The organism is Salmonella sp. NW177 (genome assembly GCF_051811585.1).
In the GTDB taxonomy this organism is placed as follows: domain Bacteria; phylum Pseudomonadota; class Gammaproteobacteria; order Enterobacterales; family Enterobacteriaceae; genus Salmonella; species Salmonella enterica.
Window position 1 is genome coordinate 71,056 of sequence record NZ_JAMMZV010000005.1, and the last position, 19,478, is coordinate 90,533.

Annotated in this window: 14 protein-coding genes; all 14 read right to left on the reverse strand. The window is 56.6% G+C overall.

The window, feature by feature from the left end:
* On the reverse strand, positions 1-3,583 hold a 3,583-nt coding region (locus NA986_RS15100; RefSeq protein WP_240890600.1), incomplete at its 3' end, for an autotransporter-associated beta strand repeat-containing protein.
* Positions 3,584-4,191: 608 nt separating this feature from the next.
* Complete coding sequence (gene nuoN / locus NA986_RS15105) at positions 4,192-5,649, reverse strand: NADH-quinone oxidoreductase subunit NuoN (RefSeq protein ID WP_000156667.1); 1,458 nt, start codon at positions 5,647-5,649, stop codon at positions 4,192-4,194.
* Between the two features lie 6 nt (positions 5,650-5,655).
* Positions 5,656-7,185 carry an NADH-quinone oxidoreductase subunit M gene (gene nuoM, locus NA986_RS15110; RefSeq protein ID WP_023138690.1) on the reverse strand — a complete coding sequence of 510 codons (1,530 nt, stop codon included), beginning with the start codon at positions 7,183-7,185 and terminating at the stop codon, positions 5,656-5,658.
* A gap of 76 nt (positions 7,186-7,261) precedes the next feature.
* Positions 7,262-9,103, reverse strand: a complete 1,842-nt coding sequence (gene nuoL, locus NA986_RS15115; protein WP_198889146.1) for an NADH-quinone oxidoreductase subunit L — start codon at positions 9,101-9,103, stop codon at positions 7,262-7,264.
* On the reverse strand, positions 9,100-9,402 hold the full coding sequence (gene nuoK, locus NA986_RS15120) for an NADH-quinone oxidoreductase subunit NuoK (RefSeq protein ID WP_000612687.1): 303 nt from the start codon (positions 9,400-9,402) through the stop codon (positions 9,100-9,102). The genes nuoL and nuoK overlap by 4 nt, the downstream gene beginning before the upstream one ends.
* Complete coding sequence (gene nuoJ, locus NA986_RS15125; protein WP_000393522.1) at positions 9,399-9,953, reverse strand: NADH-quinone oxidoreductase subunit J; 555 nt, start codon at positions 9,951-9,953, stop codon at positions 9,399-9,401. Before nuoJ ends, nuoK begins: the two co-directional genes overlap by 4 nt.
* A 10-nt stretch (positions 9,954-9,963) precedes the next feature.
* Positions 9,964-10,506 carry an NADH-quinone oxidoreductase subunit NuoI gene (gene nuoI, locus NA986_RS15130; protein ID WP_000172747.1) on the reverse strand — a complete coding sequence of 181 codons (543 nt, stop codon included), beginning with the start codon at positions 10,504-10,506 and terminating at the stop codon, positions 9,964-9,966.
* 14 nt (positions 10,507-10,520) lie between these two features.
* The gene (gene nuoH / locus NA986_RS15135) at positions 10,521-11,498 is read right to left on the reverse strand and encodes an NADH-quinone oxidoreductase subunit NuoH (protein WP_000118515.1); all 978 of its coding nucleotides are present in this window, start codon (positions 11,496-11,498) and stop codon (positions 10,521-10,523) included.
* The gene (gene nuoG / locus NA986_RS15140) at positions 11,495-14,221 is read right to left on the reverse strand and encodes an NADH-quinone oxidoreductase subunit NuoG (protein WP_001518099.1); all 2,727 of its coding nucleotides are present in this window, start codon (positions 14,219-14,221) and stop codon (positions 11,495-11,497) included. The genes nuoH and nuoG overlap by 4 nt, the downstream gene beginning before the upstream one ends.
* A 30-nt stretch (positions 14,222-14,251) precedes the next feature.
* A complete protein-coding gene (gene nuoF, locus NA986_RS15145; RefSeq protein ID WP_000800048.1) occupies positions 14,252-15,589 on the reverse strand; it encodes an NADH-quinone oxidoreductase subunit NuoF in 1,338 nt (445 codons plus the stop codon).
* Positions 15,586-16,086: an NADH-quinone oxidoreductase subunit NuoE gene (gene nuoE / locus NA986_RS15150; RefSeq protein WP_000545038.1), complete on the reverse strand. Its 501-nt coding sequence runs from the start codon at positions 16,084-16,086 to the stop codon at positions 15,586-15,588. Before nuoE ends, nuoF begins: the two co-directional genes overlap by 4 nt.
* A 2-nt stretch (positions 16,087-16,088) precedes the next feature.
* Positions 16,089-17,891 (reverse strand): NADH-quinone oxidoreductase subunit C/D, encoded by a 1,803-nt coding sequence (nuoC, locus tag NA986_RS15155; RefSeq protein WP_000247855.1) that lies wholly within the window; start codon positions 17,889-17,891, stop codon positions 16,089-16,091.
* An 86-nt stretch (positions 17,892-17,977) separates the two neighbouring features.
* Positions 17,978-18,640, reverse strand: coding sequence for an NADH-quinone oxidoreductase subunit NuoB (nuoB, locus tag NA986_RS15160; protein ID WP_000386728.1), 663 nt, complete (start codon positions 18,638-18,640; stop codon positions 17,978-17,980).
* 15 nt (positions 18,641-18,655) lie between these two features.
* Positions 18,656-19,099 (reverse strand): NADH-quinone oxidoreductase subunit NuoA, encoded by a 444-nt coding sequence (gene nuoA, locus NA986_RS15165; RefSeq protein WP_000062993.1) that lies wholly within the window; start codon positions 19,097-19,099, stop codon positions 18,656-18,658.
* Positions 19,100-19,478: the final 379 nt, after the last annotated feature.

Consider the following 19,478-nt stretch of genomic DNA (forward strand, 5'->3'; position numbering starts at 1 on the left):
CAACGTTGCTGGCGACCAGCGTGCCGCCGCTGATGGTGGTGCCGCCGGTATAAGAATTGGCGCCGGAGAGTGTGAGCGTTTTATCGCCGGATTTCACCACGCTGCCCGTACCGCCGATGGCGTTGTCAAAATCACCGCCGGTGTTCAGCTCCAGCGTGGCGTTGTCGGTAACGTCGCCACTGCCCAGCGCGTCAACGTTGCTGGCGACCAGCGTGCCGCCGCTGATGGTGGTGCCGCCGGTATAAGAATTGGCGCCGGAGAGTGTGAGCGTCTTATCGCCGGATTTCACCACCTGGCCGCTGCCGCTGATGTTGTTGTTAAAGTCACCGCCGGTGTTCAACTCCAGCGTGGCGTTGTCGGTGACGTTGCCGGTACCCAGCGCCTCAACGTTGTTGGCAATCAGCGTGCCGTCGCTGATGGTGGTGCCGCCGGTATAGGTGTTTTCCGCATTCAGGATCAGCGTGCCTGCGCCGGTTTTGGTAAGCGACTGGCCGTTCCAGCCGCTGTTGGCGTCAACATTTTCCAGCACCGTGTTGACCGTAAAGCTGTCGTCGGCATCCGCCAGGTTGAAGGTGCCGTGGGCGTCGATGGCGGCGTTGTCGCGATCGGCATACCACGTCAACGTCTCGACCAGATCATAGTGTGTGTCATTGACGTTTTTCTGCCCCACGACGGTAATGAACGCGTCCGGGTTCATGGCGTTGCCGTTGATAGTGATGTCGTCAAAATCGCCGCTAATGGCGTTGTCCGATTCGATAAGCGCCAGGGAGATCAGATCGTCGGTGCTGCGTATCGGCTCCTGACTGGCGGGCGAGGCGACATTCAGCGTACCGTCCAGATTCACGTTTTTTGCGCGGATGGCGGGGCCGCTGGTCTCCGTCAAATCGGCCGTCAGCGTGCTGCCGTCCTGCTGGGTCAGGGTATTGGCCTGTAGCGTGCTGCCCGCGCCGATTTCAACGGTGGCGCCGCTGTGGGTGGTGAGATCCGCGACGATAAAGGGATCGCTGGCGCTTGCCGCGTCCAGTTTGAGATAAGCGCGGTTGTCGATATTGCCGCTGCCCAGCGCGCCGCCAGCGGTGGCAGTCAGCGTTCCCTCTGCTATGGTGGTGCCGCCGCTGTAGCTGTTGTTGTTACTGAGCGTCAGCTCGCCGCCGCCCTGTTTTACCACGTTGCCGCTGCCGCTGATGACGCTGCCGTAGGCGGCAGCATCGCTGCGGTTAAACGTCAGCGTGCCATTATCAACGATGTCGCCGTTAAACGCGCCCAGCGTGCCTCCGTTGCCAATCTGTAACGTCGTGCCGCTATCGACGGTCGCGCCTTTGGCGGTCATCGCGCCGTTCACTATCAGCGTGCCGGATTTTACCCAAAGCGCGCTGTTGGTTGTTCCCGAGAGGTTCATCGTCGCGCCCGACAGCGTCCAGTCGCCGCTGCTGGTCACGCTGTTCAGGCCGCTGATGCTGCTGCCCAGCGAACCCTCTCCGTCCAGAATCAGATTATTGTTGGCGCTGGCGCTGTTGTTGTCGTCGGTAATGCTGCCGGATATCTCCGTACCGGTATTGAGGGTGAGGGTGTTGTTCTTGCTGCCGCTGTTGATGAGAATGGCGTTGATTCCGCCGGTTATTTTCCCCTGACTGGTCAGGGTGTTGCCGGAGCCGTTAATGGTTACGCCATTGGTGTCGCCCAGGATTGCTCCCGCATTGGCGAGCTTATTATTGTTGCCGTGGAACTGAACGGCGGTATTTGCCGAGATGGAGCCGCCGGCCAGGTTATTGAGCGTGTGGCCCGTGGTGACGTAGACGCCGAATACCGAGGAGTCCATCGTGCCGCTGTTGTTAATCGTGACGGCGCCGCCGTGGGCATAGACGCTCGCGTCCCCGGCGCCTTTACCCGTTGTGGTAATGGTGCCGGTGTTGGTGATAGTGCCGCTGGCGCCGCTATTGTACTGGATGCCGTAAGAGATACTGGAGCCGGTCGCCGTGATGCTGCCGCCATTGGTGACGTTGTTGGCGCCGCTGTTAATCAGAATGCCGTTGTCTTTGGCGACGATAGCGCTTCCGCTTTCGGTCGTTATCTGGTTATTGCCGCCAGCGATACTGATGCCGGTGCTGGTGGTGGTGATCTTACTTCCACTTTTGGCCGTGATCTGGTTGCCGCTGCCTTTACTGACGCGGATACCATTTTTGCCTGAAATTTCACCGCCTGAGGTGGTGACGATATTGTTATTGCCGCTGATAAGGAGGCCGTCGCTTACGCCGGTCATCTTCCCCTGGTTGGTGATGGTATTGCCGTTGCCATTAACCGCCACCGCCGTGTTGGCCGAGATTACGCCCCCAGCCTGGTTATTGAGCGTATGGCCTTTGGAACGTGCCGAGTCGAGATAGACACCATAGACGGTGGAACTCATGGTTCCGCTGTTGTTGACGACGGTGCCGTCGCCGTTGCCGTGGACATAGACGCTGGCGTCTCCCGCGCCGCCGCCCGTGGTGGTAATGGAGCCGGTATTGGTGATAACGCCGCCGGAGGTACTTTCGCCATAATGGATGCCGTAAGTATTGGCGGTGCCATATGCGGAAATCGTGCCGTCATTGGTGACGAGGTTGTCGACGCCCACTTTAAGTTCCATGGCGGTGGACTTGATGCCGACGAGGCTGCTGTTTCCCGCAGTGATCACCCCGCCGACACGGTTGACCACTTCAAAATGAGAGCCGTAATAGAGCGCAACGGTAATAAAATCAGACTGCATAAGGCCGCTATTATCAACAGAAACAGAACCACTCACCGCCATATCATTCAGGGTGTGGACATAAATCGCCGCATCCTCGATCTTGCCTGAACCATCGCTGGCCGTGGTGATAATGGTGCCGGTATTGACAATCGTACCGTAAGTACCGTCGCGAAACTCGACGCCATAAGAGCGCCAGGAGCCATCGGAGTTAATCATCCCGCCGTTGGTGATGTGGGCCTCGCCGCTCTGGACGATCACCCCGGAAACGCCTTCCAGCACCCCGCTTTCGCTGCTGACGTAACTGCCGCCATTGAGCATATAAACGCCGGCATATTCCTGGGGGATATCCTGAGGATCATGCTCATACGTTGCGTTGTTTTCGATCCGGGCGTCGTTGATCACGCTGCCGCCATTTTGAAGCATTATCGTTCCATCCTCGTTGGAACCGGTGATCGTCCCCTGGTTATGTACGCTGGTGGCGCCCGTTGACGAATCCAGGTTCATCGCCTGGCTGTCGGTCAGACTGCTCCCCACGACAGCGCCGCTTTCAATCAGCAGATCCCAGTCGTTGCTGTTATCGCCGACGATGGCGGCGCTGGTCGCTATGTCGGTGGCGACGGTATTGCCCGTTTCCACGACGAACGGCGTAGCGCCTGACAGGGTGTAGGTGGTGGTCTGGGAGGGAATGGAAACTCGCGTTTCCTCTGCGACGGCGGGGGCAGCATCCATCACCAGCAGAGTTACCGCGCACGAGGCGCTGACGCTGACGATAGCGCGGCTACCGCTGCGCGCCAGTTCGGAGGTGACAATATACATGCCGCGGGCGGCGTTCCATATAATATTGTAGGTTTTGTTCACTTACTATGTCCTTATTTTCTTTTTGTCCTTTTTGTTTACCTCCGTGGAGCAGCACAAAACCCGGCTATATCGGAGTAACGTTTACGACATAATAAATCGGAATTTGTCATTTTATTAAATTTTATAAATGAACATTAGCATGACATGGTGTGTAAATAAATTTATTTAACGATTATATGCACTTAGAGGTTGCGGTAATAATTAGTAATTCTACCGCTTGGATTCATGTAAATTAAATAAATTAAAATAACATTACTGCGAATTATATTAACAAAGCCGACTGGTTTTGAATTTTATCGCTTCGATCTATTATTCAGGGGGAATATAGAGGAGGTGTGAATATAATAGCGCCTGGCGGCTCTGTCGGATGGCTGACAAAGGGGAATACAACGTTGATGCCGGATGGCGGCTACGCCTTATCCGGCATCTGGTTCTGTGTTCGTTGGAAAAGTGTTGGGTTTCGGCTACGCCTCACCCAACGAGTCTATGGTCTCTATGCGTCACAGGTTTTCATAAGTTGGATGCAATCCAACATTTAGAGGCTCCGGTGTTGGTCATCAGTCTCAACCGCCGATAAATCGGCGGTTATTGACATCATCAACGCGGCATTACATCAGCGGCATCGCCAGTTGCACAAGGCTAATCAGCGGCTGCGGCCAGACGCCCAGTACCAACACCAGCAACGCGGAGATCAGCACCACGATACCGCCTGCGCTGTACTGCCAGTTTGTCGGCGCGTCGCGTCCCGGTTGCTGCGGCGCGTGCAGGTAGAGACTCACCGCAACGCGCAGGTAGTAGTACAAACCAATCGCGGAACCCACTACCACGGCGGCGACCAGCCACCACAAGCTGGCCTGAACGCCGACCGCCAGCACGTAGAATTTGCCGATAAAGCCCAGCGTCATCGGGATACCTGCCAGCGACAGCATCATCACCGTCATCACTGCGGCAAGAACCGGACGGTGCCAGAACAGACCACGGTAAGAGTACAGAGAATCCGCATCCGGGCCGCGGAACGGGCTGGACATCAGGCTGACCACGCCAAACGCGCCGAGGCTGCTGAACAGATAACCGGCCAGGTAAACGCCTACCGCTTCCATCGACATCTCGCCGCTCTGCAGGGCAATCAGCGCTACCAGCAGATAGCCGAGGTGAGAAATAGAAGAGTAACCGAGCAGACGTTTGATGTTGGTCTGGCTCAGCGCCATCAGGTTACCGAAGATGATAGAGGCAAAGGCGATAATGCCCAGCACCACGCGTACCGCTTCGCTGTCGCCTACCGGCGCATAGAGGAACAGACGCATCACCACGCCGAAGATAGCGATTTTGCTCGCCGTCGCCAGGAAGGTGGAAACCGGCGCAGGCGCGCCCTGGTAAACGTCTGGCGTCCACAGGTGGAACGGCACCAGAGAAAGTTTAAAGCCCAGACCGACAATCATCAGGCCAAAGCCCGCCAGCAGCAACGGCTCGTGCAGCATACCATCGCCGAGGCTCTTACCGAGCGCTTCGAAAGACAGGTTGCCGGACTGCGCATAGACCAGCGCCATCCCGAACAGCAGGAAAGACGAGGCGGCGGCGGAGAGGATGGTGTATTTGATACTGGCTTCCAGCGAGCGTTTCTGGCGGAAAGCATAACCAATCAGGCCGAACAGCGGCAGCGAGATCAGTTCAATACCAAGGAACAGCGCCGCCAGATGGTTAGCGTTCGCCAGCAGAATTCCGCCCAGGCTGGCGATTAACACCAGCAGGTAGAACTCTTCCTGGTTATCGTTATAGCCTTCCAGCCACGGGTAGGCAAAGGTACAGGTGGCGAGGCTCGCCAGCAGCACCAGCCCGGTGTAGAGCATCGCAAAGCCGTCAACGCGCATCAGCGGCGTGACGTCCATTGCCCCGGCCTGGCCGACAAACCAAAGCGAAACCAGAGCAGCGTTAAGCCCAATGACCGACAGCGTGGCATTGAGGAAGTGATTGCGTCGCCACGCAATGGAGAGCATCACAACCACCACCGTCAAGCCGACGATCAGCAGCGGTAGCAGCGCAATCAGGTGTTGTGGAGTTATTGTCATGGCGATTTACGGCCTTGTAGTAGTAACGGAATTAACAAACCACTGCTGGATGTTGCTCATCGCAGAATGCGAGGTATCCAGAATCGGCTGCGGATAGAAGCCAAGCAGTACCAGAAGCACCACCAGCAACAGAATGATAAACAGCTCGCGCAGCGACATCCCTGGCAGTTCCTGGCTGGCAATCTGGCTCTTCGCTTTACCGAAGTAAGCGCGATGCAGCATCGCCAGCGAGTATACAGAGGCGAATACCAGCCCAAAGGTGGAGATCACGGTAATCATCGGCACCACCTGGTAGCTGCCGAACAGAATCATAAATTCGCCGACAAAGTTACCGGTGCCCGGCATACCGAGCGTCGCCACCGCAAAGAACATGGACAGCGCAGGCAACCATTTCATTTTGCCCCACAGGCCGCCCATCATACGCATGTCACGCGTATGCAGACGTTCGTATAACTGGCCACACAGAATGAACAGACCGGCTGCGGACAAACCATGCGCAATCATCTGAATCACCGCGCCCTGGTACGCCAGCTGACTGCCGGTGTAGATAGCGATCAGCACGAAGCCCATGTGGGAAACGGAGGTATAGGCAATCAGCCGTTTGATGTCGTATTGGGTAAAGGCCATCCACGCGCCGTAGAAAATGCCGATAACGCCCAGCCACATGGCGATAGGCGCAAACTCCGCCGACGCGTTCGGGAACAATGGCAGGGAGAAACGCAGCAGACCGTAAGCGGCGGTTTTCAGCAAGATACCGGCCAGGTCGACGGAACCGGCGGTCGGCGCCTGGGAGTGCGCATCCGGCAGCCAGCCATGCAGCGGCACCACCGGCATTTTCACCGCGAAGGCGATGAAGAAGCCCAGCATCAGCAGATATTCCACACCGTGGGACATCGGCGTGTTCAGCAGCTCTTCATAGTTGAAGGTCCACACGCCGGTCGCTTTATAGTGCACAAAGACCAGCGCCAGGATGGCAATCAACATCACCAGACCACTCGCCTGGGTGTAGATGAAGAACTTGGTCGCCGCCGTGATACGCGTTTTCCCGTCAGAAGCTTTGTGGCCCCACAGCGCTATCAGGAAGTACATCGGCACCAGCATCATTTCCCAGAAGAAGAAGAACAGGAACATGTCGATGGCCAGGAACACGCCGATAACGCCGCCTAAGATCCACATCAGGTTCAGGTGGAAGAAGCCCTGATATTTTTCGATTTCTCGCCAGGAGCAAAGCACCGCCAGAACGCCGAGCAGGCCGGTCAGCACCACCATTAGCAGCGACAGTCCGTCGAGCGCCAGATGGATAGAGATGCCAAAACGCGGGATCCACGGCAGGACAAATTCAGATTGCCACTGCGGAATACCGGCGGATTGCGTCAGTGAGTAGCCGCCCTGCAACCACAATTGCAGACCGAGCGCCAGCGTCAGCCCCATGGTAATCAGCGCTATCCAACGCGGCACCTTCACGCCAAAGCGTTCGGTCTGCCAGCACAGAAAGCCGCCGATAAAGGGAATCAATATTAGCCAGGGTAGTAACATGGCGATTTTTATTCCTTTTTAAGGCCTCTGACAGAGGCCTGATTTTCAACGAATTTGGATAAAATTCACTTTACGATCAACGCAGTACCATCAACAGCGCCAGCACCACAACCGCGCCGATGCTCATGGATGCCACATACCAGCGCAAATAACCGTTCTCGCTTAGTACCAGGCCTTTGCCTGCAAAACGGGAAAGGATAGCCGGAATGTTCATCAACGCATTAAGCGGGTCGCGCTTCAGCAGCCAGGCGATACCGAGGAATGGCTTGACGAATACTTTGTCGTACAGCCAGTCAAAGCCCCAGGCGTTATACCACCAGGTCCCCAGCAGACGGCCCGGCGCGCTGTTGGCGATCGACGTCACCAGCGTGCGTTTACCCAGCCACAGCCATGCGGCAATCAGGATGCCGGCAATCGCCACTACGCCAGAGGTAATTTCCAGCGTCATGACGCGACCATGCGCCAGTTCAGTTGTCTGCGGCAGCACCCCCTGCAATGGCGGTACAATCAGCGCGCCAACAAAGGTAGACAGGATCATCAGGACAATCAGCGGCAGATGATGGGTAATCCCCTTCCCTGCATGAGCATGAATTTGTTCTTTCCCGTGGAATACGATGAAAATCATCCGGAAGGTGTACAGCGAGGTCATGAACGCGCCGACCAGACCCGCCACCATCAGATTGATATGGCCGTTCGCCATCGCGCCAGCCAGGATCTCATCCTTACTGAAGAAGCCGGCAGTGACCAGCGGCAGCGCCGACAGCGCCGCGCCCCCCACCAGGAAGCAGGCATACACCAGCGGAATGGACTTACGCAGACCGCCCATCTTAAAGATGTTCTGTTCGTGATGACAGGCCAGAATCACCGAGCCGGAGGCCAGGAACAGCAGCGCTTTAAAGAAGGCGTGCGTCATCAGGTGGAAAATCGCTGCATCCCACGCCTGTACGCCCAGCGCCAGGAACATGTAGCCAATCTGGCTCATGGTGGAATAGGCCAGCACGCGTTTGATGTCGGTCTGCACCAGCGCGGCGAAACCCGCCATGACCAGCGTAATCGCCCCGATAATGCCCACCAGATGCAGAATTTCCGGGGTCATCAGGAACAGACCATGGGTACGAGCGATCAGGTAGACACCGGCGGTAACCATCGTCGCGGCGTGGATCAGCGCGGAGACCGGCGTCGGACCGGCCATCGCGTCGGCAAGCCAGGTCTGCAACGGTAGCTGCGCAGATTTACCGACCGCGCCGCCCAGCAGCATCAGCGTCGCCCACATCAGCATGTTGTTGCCGTCAGCAAAGTGCGCTGGCGCCAGCTCGACCATTTCGCGGAAGTTCAGCGTGCCCAGTTCGTTGTAGAGGATGAACAGCGCGAAGGCGAGGAATACGTCACCGACACGGGTCACCACGAAGGCTTTCATTGCCGCTGCGCCATTCTTCGGATCGCTGTAATAGAAGCCGATCAACAGATAAGAGCACAGGCCCACGCCTTCCCAGCCGAGGTACATCAACAGCAGGTTATCGGACAGCACCAGAACAACCATGCTGGCGATAAACAGGTTGGTATAAGCGAAGAAGCGGGAGTAACCCTCTTCTCCACGCATGTACCAGGACGCGAACATGTGGATCAGGAAGCCGACGCCGGTGACCACAGAGAGCATGGTCAGCGACAGGCCGTCCAGCACCAGGTTAAAACCGATGTTGAAGTTACCGACCGACATCCACGCCCACAGCGGCTGGCTGAACGCCTGTTTGCCGTTGGCGAAGAAATCCATCCCGACAAACGCTGTCACCAACGCCGCCAGACCAACGGAGCCCACGCCAATGGTCGCGGAGAGATTTTCCGACCAGCGTCCGCGAGAGAACGCCAGCAGTACAAAGCCAATCAATGGCAGAATAATGGTTAAGGCAAGCATGTTCATCCACGCATCTCACTTACTGAATCGATGTTCAGGTTCTGGCGACGGCGATGGAGTTGCAGCAACAGCGCAAGTCCAATACTCGCTTCCGCAGCCGCAAGGCTGATGGCGAGAATGTACATCACCTGACCATCGGTCTGGCCCCAGTAGCTCCCGGCGACCACAAAGGCCAGCGCGGAGGCGTTAATCATGATTTCCAGCCCGATCAGCATAAACAGCAGATTGCGGCGGATAACCAGACCAGTTAAACCCAGGACGAATAAAATCGCAGCGAGGATCAGTCCGTGTGTTAAGGGGATCATGCGCGCTCCTCCGTTTTTCTTTTCGCGCGGTCATCGGCGCGGTTGCTTAGCACTTCGCCCGCACGCTCTTCACGACCGACGTGGAACGCCACCACCAGGCCTGCCAGCAGCAGCATAGACGCCAGTTCGACCGCCAGAACATAAGGCCCGAACAGCGTGATGCCCACCGCTTTCGCGCTAATCGGCGTGCCGTCGATGCCCTGGTCGTTAACGCCCAGAATGGCGTACACAATGACCGCCAGCATAATGGCCGACAAAACCGCCGGACCAATCCACACCTGCGGCTTCAGCCACTGGCGTTCCTGTTCGATTTCGCTGCCGCCGAGGTTGAGCATCATCACCACGAACACAAACAGCACCATGATGGCGCCTGCGTAGACGATAATTTCCAGCGCACCGGCAAAATAAGCGCCCAGCGAAAAGAACACCCCGGAAATCGCCAGTAGCGATATCACCAGATACAACAGCGCGTGTACCGGATTGGTATGGGTGATCACTCGCAGGGTCGCGAGGATGGCTATCAGGCCACAGATATAAAAAGCGAATTCCATTGCCCTCTCCTTACGGTAACAGGCTCTTGACGTCGATAGGCTTGGCTTCGTTCTCTGCTTCGCCTTTATCTTTGCCGTCGATTGCCATACCCGCCATCCGGTAGAAGTTATATTCCGGGTATTTGCCCGGACCGGAAATCAGCAGATCCTCTTTTTCGTACACCAGATCCTGACGTTTGTATTCGCCCAGTTCGAAGTCCGGGGTCAACTGAATCGCCGTGGTCGGGCACGCTTCTTCGCACAGGCCGCAGAAGATGCAGCGTGAGAAGTTAATGCGGAAAAATTCCGGATACCAGCGGCCATCTTTGGTCTCCGCTTTTTGCAGAGAGATACAGCCTACCGGACAGGCTACCGCACACAGGTTACAGGCAACGCAGCGCTCTTCACCGTCCGGGTCGCGCGTGAGCACGATACGGCCACGGTAACGGGGCGGTAAATAGACCGGCTCTTCCGGATACATCCGCGTTTCGCGTTTGGCGAACGCATGCAGGCCGATCATCCAGATACTGCGTACCTGAGTGCCGAAACCTACTAATAATTCTTTTAAGGTCATGGTCTTTGTGTCCCTTATTGCGCCTGCCACAGAATGACAGCCGCCGTTACCAGCAAGTTGATGAGCGTCAGCGGCAGGCAAACTTTCCAGCCGAAGGACATTACCTGGTCATAACGCGGACGCGGTAACGACGCACGAATCAAAATGAACATCATCATGAAGAACGCGGTTTTCAGCGCGAACCAGACGAATGGCGGTAAGAACGGGCCATGCCAGCCACCGAAGAACAACGTTACCATCAGCGCGGAAACGGTGACGATGCCGATGTACTCCCCCACAAAGAACAGACCGAATTTCATCCCGGAATATTCGATGTGGTAACCGTCCGCCAGTTCCTGCTCGGCTTCCGGCTGGTCAAACGGGTGACGGTGACAGACCGCTACGCCCGCGATGGCGAAAGTAACAAACCCAAAGAATTGCGGAATCACGTTCCACAGATGCGCCTGGTTATTGACGATATCGGTCATATTAAATGAACCGGCCTGCGCCACCACGCCCATCAGGGAAAGACCAAGGAACACTTCGTAGCTCACCGTCTGGGCAGACGCGCGCATCGCGCCGAGCAGCGAGTATTTGTTGTTGCTCGACCAACCGGCGAACAGCACCGCGTAAACCGCCAGACCGGCCATCATCAGGAAGAACAAAATCCCGATGTTTAAATCGGCCACCACCCAGTTAGGGCTAACCGGCACAATGGCGAAGGAGAGCAGCAGCGAAGTAAACGCGATCATCGGCGCCAGGGTAAAGATGACGCGATCCGAGAATTTCGGGATCCAGTCTTCTTTAAAGAACATCTTGATCATGTCCGCGACCAGCTGGAGCGAGCCGCCCCAGCCAACGCGGTTTGGTCCATAACGGTTCTGGAACAGACCCAGCAGACGACGTTCGCCAAAGCTCATGAAGGCCCCGCAGGTGACGACCACCAGCAGAATCACCACCGCTTTGAGAATGCTCAGCAGGATCTCAATCAGATCCGGTGTAATCCAACTCATTGTTGCGCCTCCCGCAGATCCTCAAGACGCGCGCCAGCCAGAACCGGCGCGATGCCAGGCATACCCATCGGCAGCCCTACCTGCCCTGCCGCTAACCCTTCAGAGATTTCAACCGGCAGCGTCACCGTATTGCCATCGTAGCTAAAGGAGACGCGCGTCCCGGCATTGACACCCAACTTCGCGGCATCCGCCGGGTTAAGTTTGATATACGGCTGCGGCATACGGCTCTGGAAGACCGGAGAACGCTGAGACAATTCGTCGCTGCCAAACAGGTGGTAATACGGCGCAATACGCCACTGACCGTCCTGCGCCTGGAAGCTTGCCGGCACGGTAGTGAAATAATCCAGACCGCCCTCAGTCGCTTCAATCAAACGCACGCCCGGATCGCCGTGACGCAGTTTGCCGCCCACTTCATCCTGGAATTTGTTCCACGCCTGCGGGGAGTTCCAGCCCGGCGCCCAGGCGAACGGAATTTCAGATCGCGGGGCAGTCGGTTGGTTATTCCCTTCCATTGAGAAGGCGAACATGGTGTCTTTATCCTGCGGCTGACGTGGTTCGTGCACGCTGATATTGGCGCGCATTGCGGTACGACCGCTGTAACGATGCGGTTCGCGCGCCAGCTTCTGCCCACGAATGCGGAAGGTCGCATCCGGCGCGGCGTCTTTAATACCGGCAAATTGCGGCATGGCGGCAATGACCGCGTCGATCACGTGGTCAAGCTGAGTCCAGTCCACTTCGCGGTTTTCGACGGTGCTGTGCAGTGAATGCAGCCAGCGCCAGCTTTCCAGCATAATCGTCTTGTTATCGTAGTAGGCCGGATCATAAACCTGGAAGAAGCGCTGCGCGCGGCCTTCGTTGTTGATGACCGTACCATCGCTTTCGGCGAAGCTTGCCGCGGAAAGCACCAGATGCGCGTTTTCCATAATCGCCGTGCGCTGATGGTCAACCACCATCACCAGCGGCGCTTTGGCGAGCGCAGCGTTCACGCGCGTAGCGCTTGCATGACGGTGGAGATCGTTTTCCAGCACCACCACCGCGTCCGCACTGCCGGTTTCCAGCTCGCCCAACGCATCATCAAGCGAACCGCCGCCCATCATACCCAGCCCCATGCTGTTCACGGAACGAGCAATCATAGTAATACCGACGTCGGCGCCACGGCCTTTCAGCGCTTTCGCCACGTTGGCGGCCGCCTGAATCACCTCACTGCTACCGGCGTTAGTGCCGGAGATAATCAGCGGTTTTTTCGCGCCGGCCAACGCCTGCACAATGACATCAATTTTGTTTTGTAAGTCGCTGTCGATACCGTCAACCGCAGGTGCTGTATTGTCCAGCGCATGAGCAATCGCAAAGCCCAGGCGCGCCTGATCTTCCACCGGCGCGCGATAGGTCCAGGCGGCGATATCATCCAGACGGGTGTCGTCCACGTTGGTCACGAACAGCGGATGTTTGGCACGCTGGCCGATGTTAAGGATGGCCGCAATCTGCCAGTCGGCCACTTTCTGCGCCGCCGCCATTTCACGCGCTTTACCCTTCACCGCCTGACGTACCGCCAGCGCAACGCGCGCGCCGGTCTGAGTGACATCCTCACCCAAGACCAGTACCGCGTCATAAGATTCGATTTCCCGCAGCGCCGGGGTGTAAATTCCGCCTTCACGCAGCACCTTCAGCGCCAGTTGCAGACGCTCCTGCTCGCCGCGCGCGATACCGGTGTAGAAGTTTTCCGCACCAACCAGCTCACGCAGCGCAAAGTTGCTCTCAATGCTGGCGCGTGGCGAACCGATACCGATCACTTTCTTCGACTGGCGCAGAATATCCGCCGCGCCCTGCATCGCCTGCTCGGCGTTGAGAGTAATAAAGTCATCGCCGCGGCGCTGAACCGGCTGACGCGGACGGTCTTTCAGGTTCACATAGCCATAGCCGAAACGACCGCGGTCGCAGAGGAAGTAGTGGTTAACGGTACCGTTGTAACGGTTTTCGATACGGCGTAATTCGCCATAGCGCTCGCCCGGGCTGATGTTACAGCCGATGGAACACTGCTGGCAGATGCTCGGCGCAAACTGCATGTCCCATTTACGGTTGTAACGCTCGGAGTGCGTTTTATCGGTGAAGACGCCGGTCGGGCAAATCTCGACCAGGTTACCGGAGAATTCGCTTTCCAGCGTACCGTCTTCCGGACGCCCGAAGTAGACGTTGTCATGCGCGCCATAGACGCCCAGATCGGTGCCGTCGGCATAATCTTTGTAGTAACGCACACAACGGTAGCAGGCGATGCAACGGTTCATTTCGTGAGAGATGAACGGCCCCAGATCCTGGTTGCGGTGGGTACGTTTGGTGAAACGATAGCGACGGAAACTGTGACCCGTCATCACGGTCATATCCTGAAGATGGCAGTTACCGCCCTCTTCACAGACCGGACAGTCGTGCGGGTGGTTAGTCATCAGCCACTCCACCACGCTTTCACGGAACTGTTTCGCTTCTTCGTCGTCAATAGAGATAAAGGTACCGTCGGTGGCTGGCGTCATACAGGACATCACCAGGCGACCACGCGTATCTTCCGCGTTTTGGTATTGCTTCACCGCACACTGGCGGCAAGCACCGACGCTTCCCAGCGCCGGGTGCCAGCAAAAATACGGAATATCAAGGCCGAGGGACAGACATGCCTGTAGCAGGTTGTCCGCGCCGTTGACCTCGTATTCTTTGCCGTCTACATGAATCGTAGCCATTAGCATGCTTCCAAATTAAAAATCGTTAACTCACCAGCGCTCTTTGAGCAGGTTCGGCTGAATACCATTGATTAAATGGGTATTGCTGAACGGCTGCTTGATGCCAGCTTCGAATTCTTCGCGGAAATACTTAATTGCGCTTTGCAGTGGCTCAACCGCGCCCGGCGCATGCGCGCAGAAGGTTTTACCCGGTCCGAGGAAACGACACAGTTGCTCAAGTGTCTCGATATCCCCCGGCTGGCCTTCGCCACGCTCCAGCGCGCGCAGAATTTTCACGCTCCACGGCAGCCCGTCGCGGCATGGCGTACACCAGCCACAGGATTCGCGGGCAAAGAACTCTTCCAGGTTACGCACCAGCGATACCATGCCGATTTCGTGGTCTACCGCCATCGCCAGCGCGGTGCCCAGACGGCTGCCTGCTTTACCGATGCTTTCGAACTCCATCGGCAGGTCAAGATGCGCCTCGGTCAGGAAGTCGGTTCCCGCCCCGCCCGGCTGCCAGGCTTTGAATTTCAGGCCATCGCGCATACCGCCCGCGTAGTCTTCGAGGATCTCGCGCGCGGTGGTGCCGAACGGTAATTCCCACAGGCCCGGATTCTTCACGCGGCCCGAGAAGCCCATCAGCTTGGTACCCGCATCTTTGCTTTTCGAGATGTTCTGGTACCACTCCACGCCGTTGGCGAGGATTGCCGGGACGTTACACAACGTTTCGACGTTATTCACACAGGTCGGCTTGCCCCATACGCCGGAGGTCGCCGGGAAAGGCGGCTTGGAGCGCGGGTTCGCGCGGCGGCCTTCGAGGGAGTTAATCAGCGCCGTTTCTTCACCACAGATGTAACGCCCTGCCCCGGTGTGGACAAACAGTTCAAAGTCGAACCCGGTGCCCATGATATTTTTGCCAAGCAGCCCGGCCTCGGTTGCTTCGGCAATCGCACGGCGCAGATGTACAGCCGCTTCGATATATTCGCCGCGCAGGAAGATGTAACCACGATACGCTTTCAGCGCGAACGCGGAGATCAGCATGCCTTCCACCAGCAGGTGCGGCAGCTGTTCCATCAGCAGACGGTCTTTATAGGTGCCCGGTTCCATTTCATCGGCGTTACACAGCAGGTAACGGATGTTCATGGATTCATCTTTCGGCATCAGGCTCCACTTGAGACCGGTGGAAAAGCCCGCGCCGCCGCGCCCTTTCAGACCGGCGTCTTTTACCTGGCTGACGATTTCATCCGGAGACAGGCCGGTCAGCGCCTTACGCGCGCCTTCGTAGCCGTTTTTGCTACGATATTCATCCAGCCAGACCGGCTGTTTGTCATCGCGCAGACGCCAGGTCAGCGGATGGGTTTCGGGAGTACGGATAACGTTTTTCATTTATACCGCTCCAGTAGTTCAGGAATGGCTTCCGGGGTCAGATGGCTGTGAGTATCCTCATCAATCATCATGTTCGGCCCTTTATCGCAATTCCCCAGGCAGCAGGTCGGCAGCAGCGTAAAGCGACCATCAAAGGTCGTCTGCCCCGGTTTGATGTTGAGATTTTTTTCCAGCGCGGCCTGAATCCCCTGATAGCCGGTGATATGGCACACCACGCTGTCGCAGTAGCGAATCACGTGGCGACCGACCGGCTGACGGAAGATCTGGCTGTAGAATGTGGCGACGCCTTCGACGTCGCTCGCCGGAATACCCAGCACATCGGCAATAGCGTAGATCGCGCCGTCCGGCACCCAGCCACGCTGCTTTTGAACGATTTTCAGCGCTTCAATGGACGCCGCACGCGGGTCTTCGTAGTGGTGCTTCTCGTGCTCTATCGCTTCACGCTCTGCCGCACTCAGCTCAAAAGCCTCGGTTTGTGGTTGTTGATTCTCGTGCATAATTAGCGGTCCACATCTGACATAACAAAATCGATACTACCCAGATAGACAATCAGGTCGGAGACCAGGCTACCGCGGATCGCCGAGGGAATCTGCTGCAGGTGCGCAAAGCTCGGCGTGCGCACGCGGGTACGGTAGCTCATAGTGCTGCCGTCGCTGGTCAGGTAGTAACTGTTAATCCCCTTCGTCGCTTCCACCATCTGGAAGGACTCCTGCGCCGGCATCACCGGGCCCCAGGAGACCTGCAGGAAGTGGGTGATCAGGGTTTCGATATGTTGCAGCGTGCGCTCTTTCGGCGGCGGCGTGGTCAGCGGGTGATCCGCTTTGAACGGGCCTTCCGGCATGTTATCGAGGCACTGCTGAAGAATGCGCAGACTCTGGCGCAGCTCTTCCACTTTCAGCATCACGCGGGTATAGCAGTCGGAAACGCCGCCGCCCACCGGCACTTCAAAGTCAAAGTTTTCGTAGCCAGAGTATGGACGCCATTTACGTACGTCGAAGTCGATCCCGGTCGCGCGCAGCCCTGCGCCGGTGGTGCCCCACTCCAGCGCCTCTTTCGCGCCGTAAGCGGCAACGCCCTGCGAACGCCCTTTCAGAATGGTGTTACGCAGCGCGGCTTTCTCGTAAGAATCCAGACGCTTCGGCATCCACTCAAGGAACTCTCGCAGCAGGCGATCCCAACCGCGCGGCAAGTCGTGCGCGACGCCGCCGATACGGAACCAGGCCGGGTGCATACGGAAACCGGTAATGGCTTCCACCAGGTCATAAATTTTCTGCCGGTCGGTAAAGGCAAAGAAGACCGGCGTCATCGCGCCGACGTCCTGAATAAAGGTCGAGATGTACAGCAGATGACTGTTAATGCGGAACAGTTCGGAGAGCATCACGCGGATGACGTTCACCCGATCCGGGACGGTGATCCCTGCCAACTTTTCTACCGCCAGCACGTACGGCATTTCATTGACGCAACCACCGAGGTATTCGATACGGTCGGTATAGGGAATGTAGCTATGCCAGGACTGGCGCTCGCCCATTTTTTCGGCGCCGCGGTGGTGATAGCCGATATCCGGCACGCAGTCGACGATTTCTTCACCGTCAAGTTGCAGGATAATACGAAACGCACCGTGCGCAGACGGGTGGTTCGGGCCGAGGTTGAGGAACATAAAGTCCTCGTTGTCAGTCCCGCGCTTCATCCCCCAGTCTTCCGGCTTAAAGGTCAGCGCTTCCATCTCCAGATCCTGCTTGGCTTTGGTCAGCTCAAACGGGTCGAATTCGGTCGCGCGCGCCGGATAATCTTTACGCAGCGGATGGCCTTCCCAGGTTTGCGGCATCATGATGCGCGTCAGGTGCGGGTGGCCTTCGATATCAATACCAAACATCTCCCAGGTCTCACGCTCGTACCAGTTGGCGTTAGGGAAAAGTTTAGTGAAGGTCGGCACGCGCAGGTCGTTTTCAGACAACGCCACCTTGAGCATGATATCGCGATTACGCTCAATGGAAATCAGGTGGTAGAAAACGGAAAAATCCGCGGCGGGTAACCCGTCACGGTGCGTACGCAGGCGTTCATCCATGCCGTGTAAGTCAAACAGCATGACGTAAGGTTTCGGCAGTTTCTTTAAGAAATCGCCAACCTCCAGTAGTTGTTCACGCTTGACCCAAACAACGGGGATACCGGTGCGGGTCGCCTGAACGGTAAAGGCATCCGGCCCAAAACGGTTGCGCAGTTCGCCGATAACCGGATCATCAAGATGATCGCGGGTACTCCATGCAGCGTCTTGCGCGGTTAAGTCGGTCATATTGTTCACCATTGCAAATGGTCCGTGGTGGTCGGCAGTGCTTCGCGCTATTAAAATAGTGGTTAGCGAAGTGAAGTGCTGCTGCCGACAGGCGCAAATTAAATCTCGTCCGGGGTACGCAGGTTCGTGACGGCAATACGCTCGCCGCGTTTACGTTCGCGTTCTGGCTGCATATTGGCGCGATACACGCCCTGATCGCCCACCACCCATGAGAGCGGACGGCGCTCTTTGCCAATCGATTCTTGCAGCAGCATCAACGCCTGCATATACGCTTCCGGACGCGGCGGACAGCCAGGGATATACACATCCACCGGGATGAACTTATCAACGCCCTGCACTACCGAATAAATATCGTACATGCCGCCGGAGTTGGCGCAGGCGCCCATAGAAATGACCCATTTTGGCTCCAGCATTTGGTCATACAGACGCTGAATAACCGGGGCCATTTTGGTAAAGCAGGTACCGGCCACCACCATCAGGTCAGCCTGACGTGGCGACGCACGCAGCACTTCCGCGCCGAAACGGGCAACGTCATGCACTGCGGTAAAAGAGGTCACCATCTCTACATAGCAGCAAGAAAGGCCGAAGTTGTAGGGCCAAATTGAGTTTTTACGGCCCCAGTTAACCATGTCATGCAGTTTGCCCATGAACACGTTTTTGTTAACTTCCTGCTCCAGGGGGTCGGTTACGATCTCCTGTTTTTGCAGGGGGTAACGGTCATTCTCACCGTTAGGATCTATGCGGGTGAGCGTATAATCCATCTTAATGCCTCGCGGTTAGCGTTGACGATTAGCGATACTGTTCGTTTCCGGGTTCATACGCTCGCGGCGTGAACGCGCGGGCGTCCAGTCCAACGCGCCAATACGCGCCAGATAAACCAGACCAGCCAGTAACACAAAAATAAAAATTGCAGCTTCCACAAAGCCAACCCAGCCGCTTTCGCGGATAGAAGTTGACCATGCGAACAGATACAGCGCTTCAACGTCGAAGATAACGAAGAACATGGCTACCAGGTAAAACTTGGCAGACAGGCGTAAGCGGGCGGTGCCGACCGAGTCGATACCTGATTCAAACGGAACGTTCTTGTGCCTCGCGCGTGCGCGACCGCCCAAAAACCAACCGCCTACCAGCATCAGGCAGCACAGGCCAATGGCAACGATAAGAAAGATAGCGAATGCCCAGTGATGAGCGATGACTTCAGTGGATGTTGACATACTCATTGCTTACTCATCAAAAGTAGCGCCAGTTTCTCTGCTCTTTACGGCAGATGGGCGCCACATCGATTCATGGGGAGGAATAAAAAAAACCCTACAATTACTGTAGAAAATGATAAAAACAGCTAATTGATGTGGTTTTTTACTCCTTTCTATAACCTTTTGTCAACTTTAACAAAAGTTCCTTCACATTAATTTACATCAATTCATCACCATTAACATTAAGTGCCATCCTGGAGAAAATGACTCTTCGGCCAGGGGGGATTTTATGTTGTTGAATCGTGTCCGTTGTGAAGCAAAAGAAATAACACACACCTATTTTGACAGGAATTTGTGAAGATGCCTCCCCCTAAATGGGAGTATTTTCTTGATCTGTGACACGCTT

What these genes read in the sequence shown, in the direction of transcription:
- nuoK (WP_000612687.1), bottom strand. Translation starts at nt 9,402, where the DNA reads ATGATCCCCTTAACACACGGACTGATCCTCGCTGCGATTTTATTCGTC.
- nuoE (WP_000545038.1), bottom strand. Translation starts at nt 16,086, where the DNA reads ATGCACGAGAATCAACAACCACAAACCGAGGCTTTTGAGCTGAGTGCG.
- nuoM (WP_023138690.1), bottom strand. Translation starts at nt 7,185, where the DNA reads ATGTTACTACCCTGGCTAATATTGATTCCCTTTATCGGCGGCTTTCTG.
- nuoB (WP_000386728.1), bottom strand. Translation starts at nt 18,640, where the DNA reads ATGGATTATACGCTCACCCGCATAGATCCTAACGGTGAGAATGACCGT.
- nuoA (WP_000062993.1), bottom strand. Translation starts at nt 19,099, where the DNA reads ATGAGTATGTCAACATCCACTGAAGTCATCGCTCATCACTGGGCATTC.
- nuoH (WP_000118515.1), bottom strand. Translation starts at nt 11,498, where the DNA reads ATGAGTTGGATTACACCGGATCTGATTGAGATCCTGCTGAGCATTCTC.
- nuoF (WP_000800048.1), bottom strand. Translation starts at nt 15,589, where the DNA reads ATGAAAAACGTTATCCGTACTCCCGAAACCCATCCGCTGACCTGGCGT.
- nuoJ (WP_000393522.1), bottom strand. Translation starts at nt 9,953, where the DNA reads ATGGAATTCGCTTTTTATATCTGTGGCCTGATAGCCATCCTCGCGACC.
- nuoL (WP_198889146.1), bottom strand. Translation starts at nt 9,103, where the DNA reads ATGAACATGCTTGCCTTAACCATTATTCTGCCATTGATTGGCTTTGTA.
- nuoG (WP_001518099.1), bottom strand. Translation starts at nt 14,221, where the DNA reads ATGGCTACGATTCATGTAGACGGCAAAGAATACGAGGTCAACGGCGCG.
- nuoC (WP_000247855.1), bottom strand. Translation starts at nt 17,891, where the DNA reads ATGGTGAACAATATGACCGACTTAACCGCGCAAGACGCTGCATGGAGT.
- nuoN (WP_000156667.1), bottom strand. Translation starts at nt 5,649, where the DNA reads ATGACAATAACTCCACAACACCTGATTGCGCTGCTACCGCTGCTGATC.
- nuoI (WP_000172747.1), bottom strand. Translation starts at nt 10,506, where the DNA reads ATGACCTTAAAAGAATTATTAGTAGGTTTCGGCACTCAGGTACGCAGT.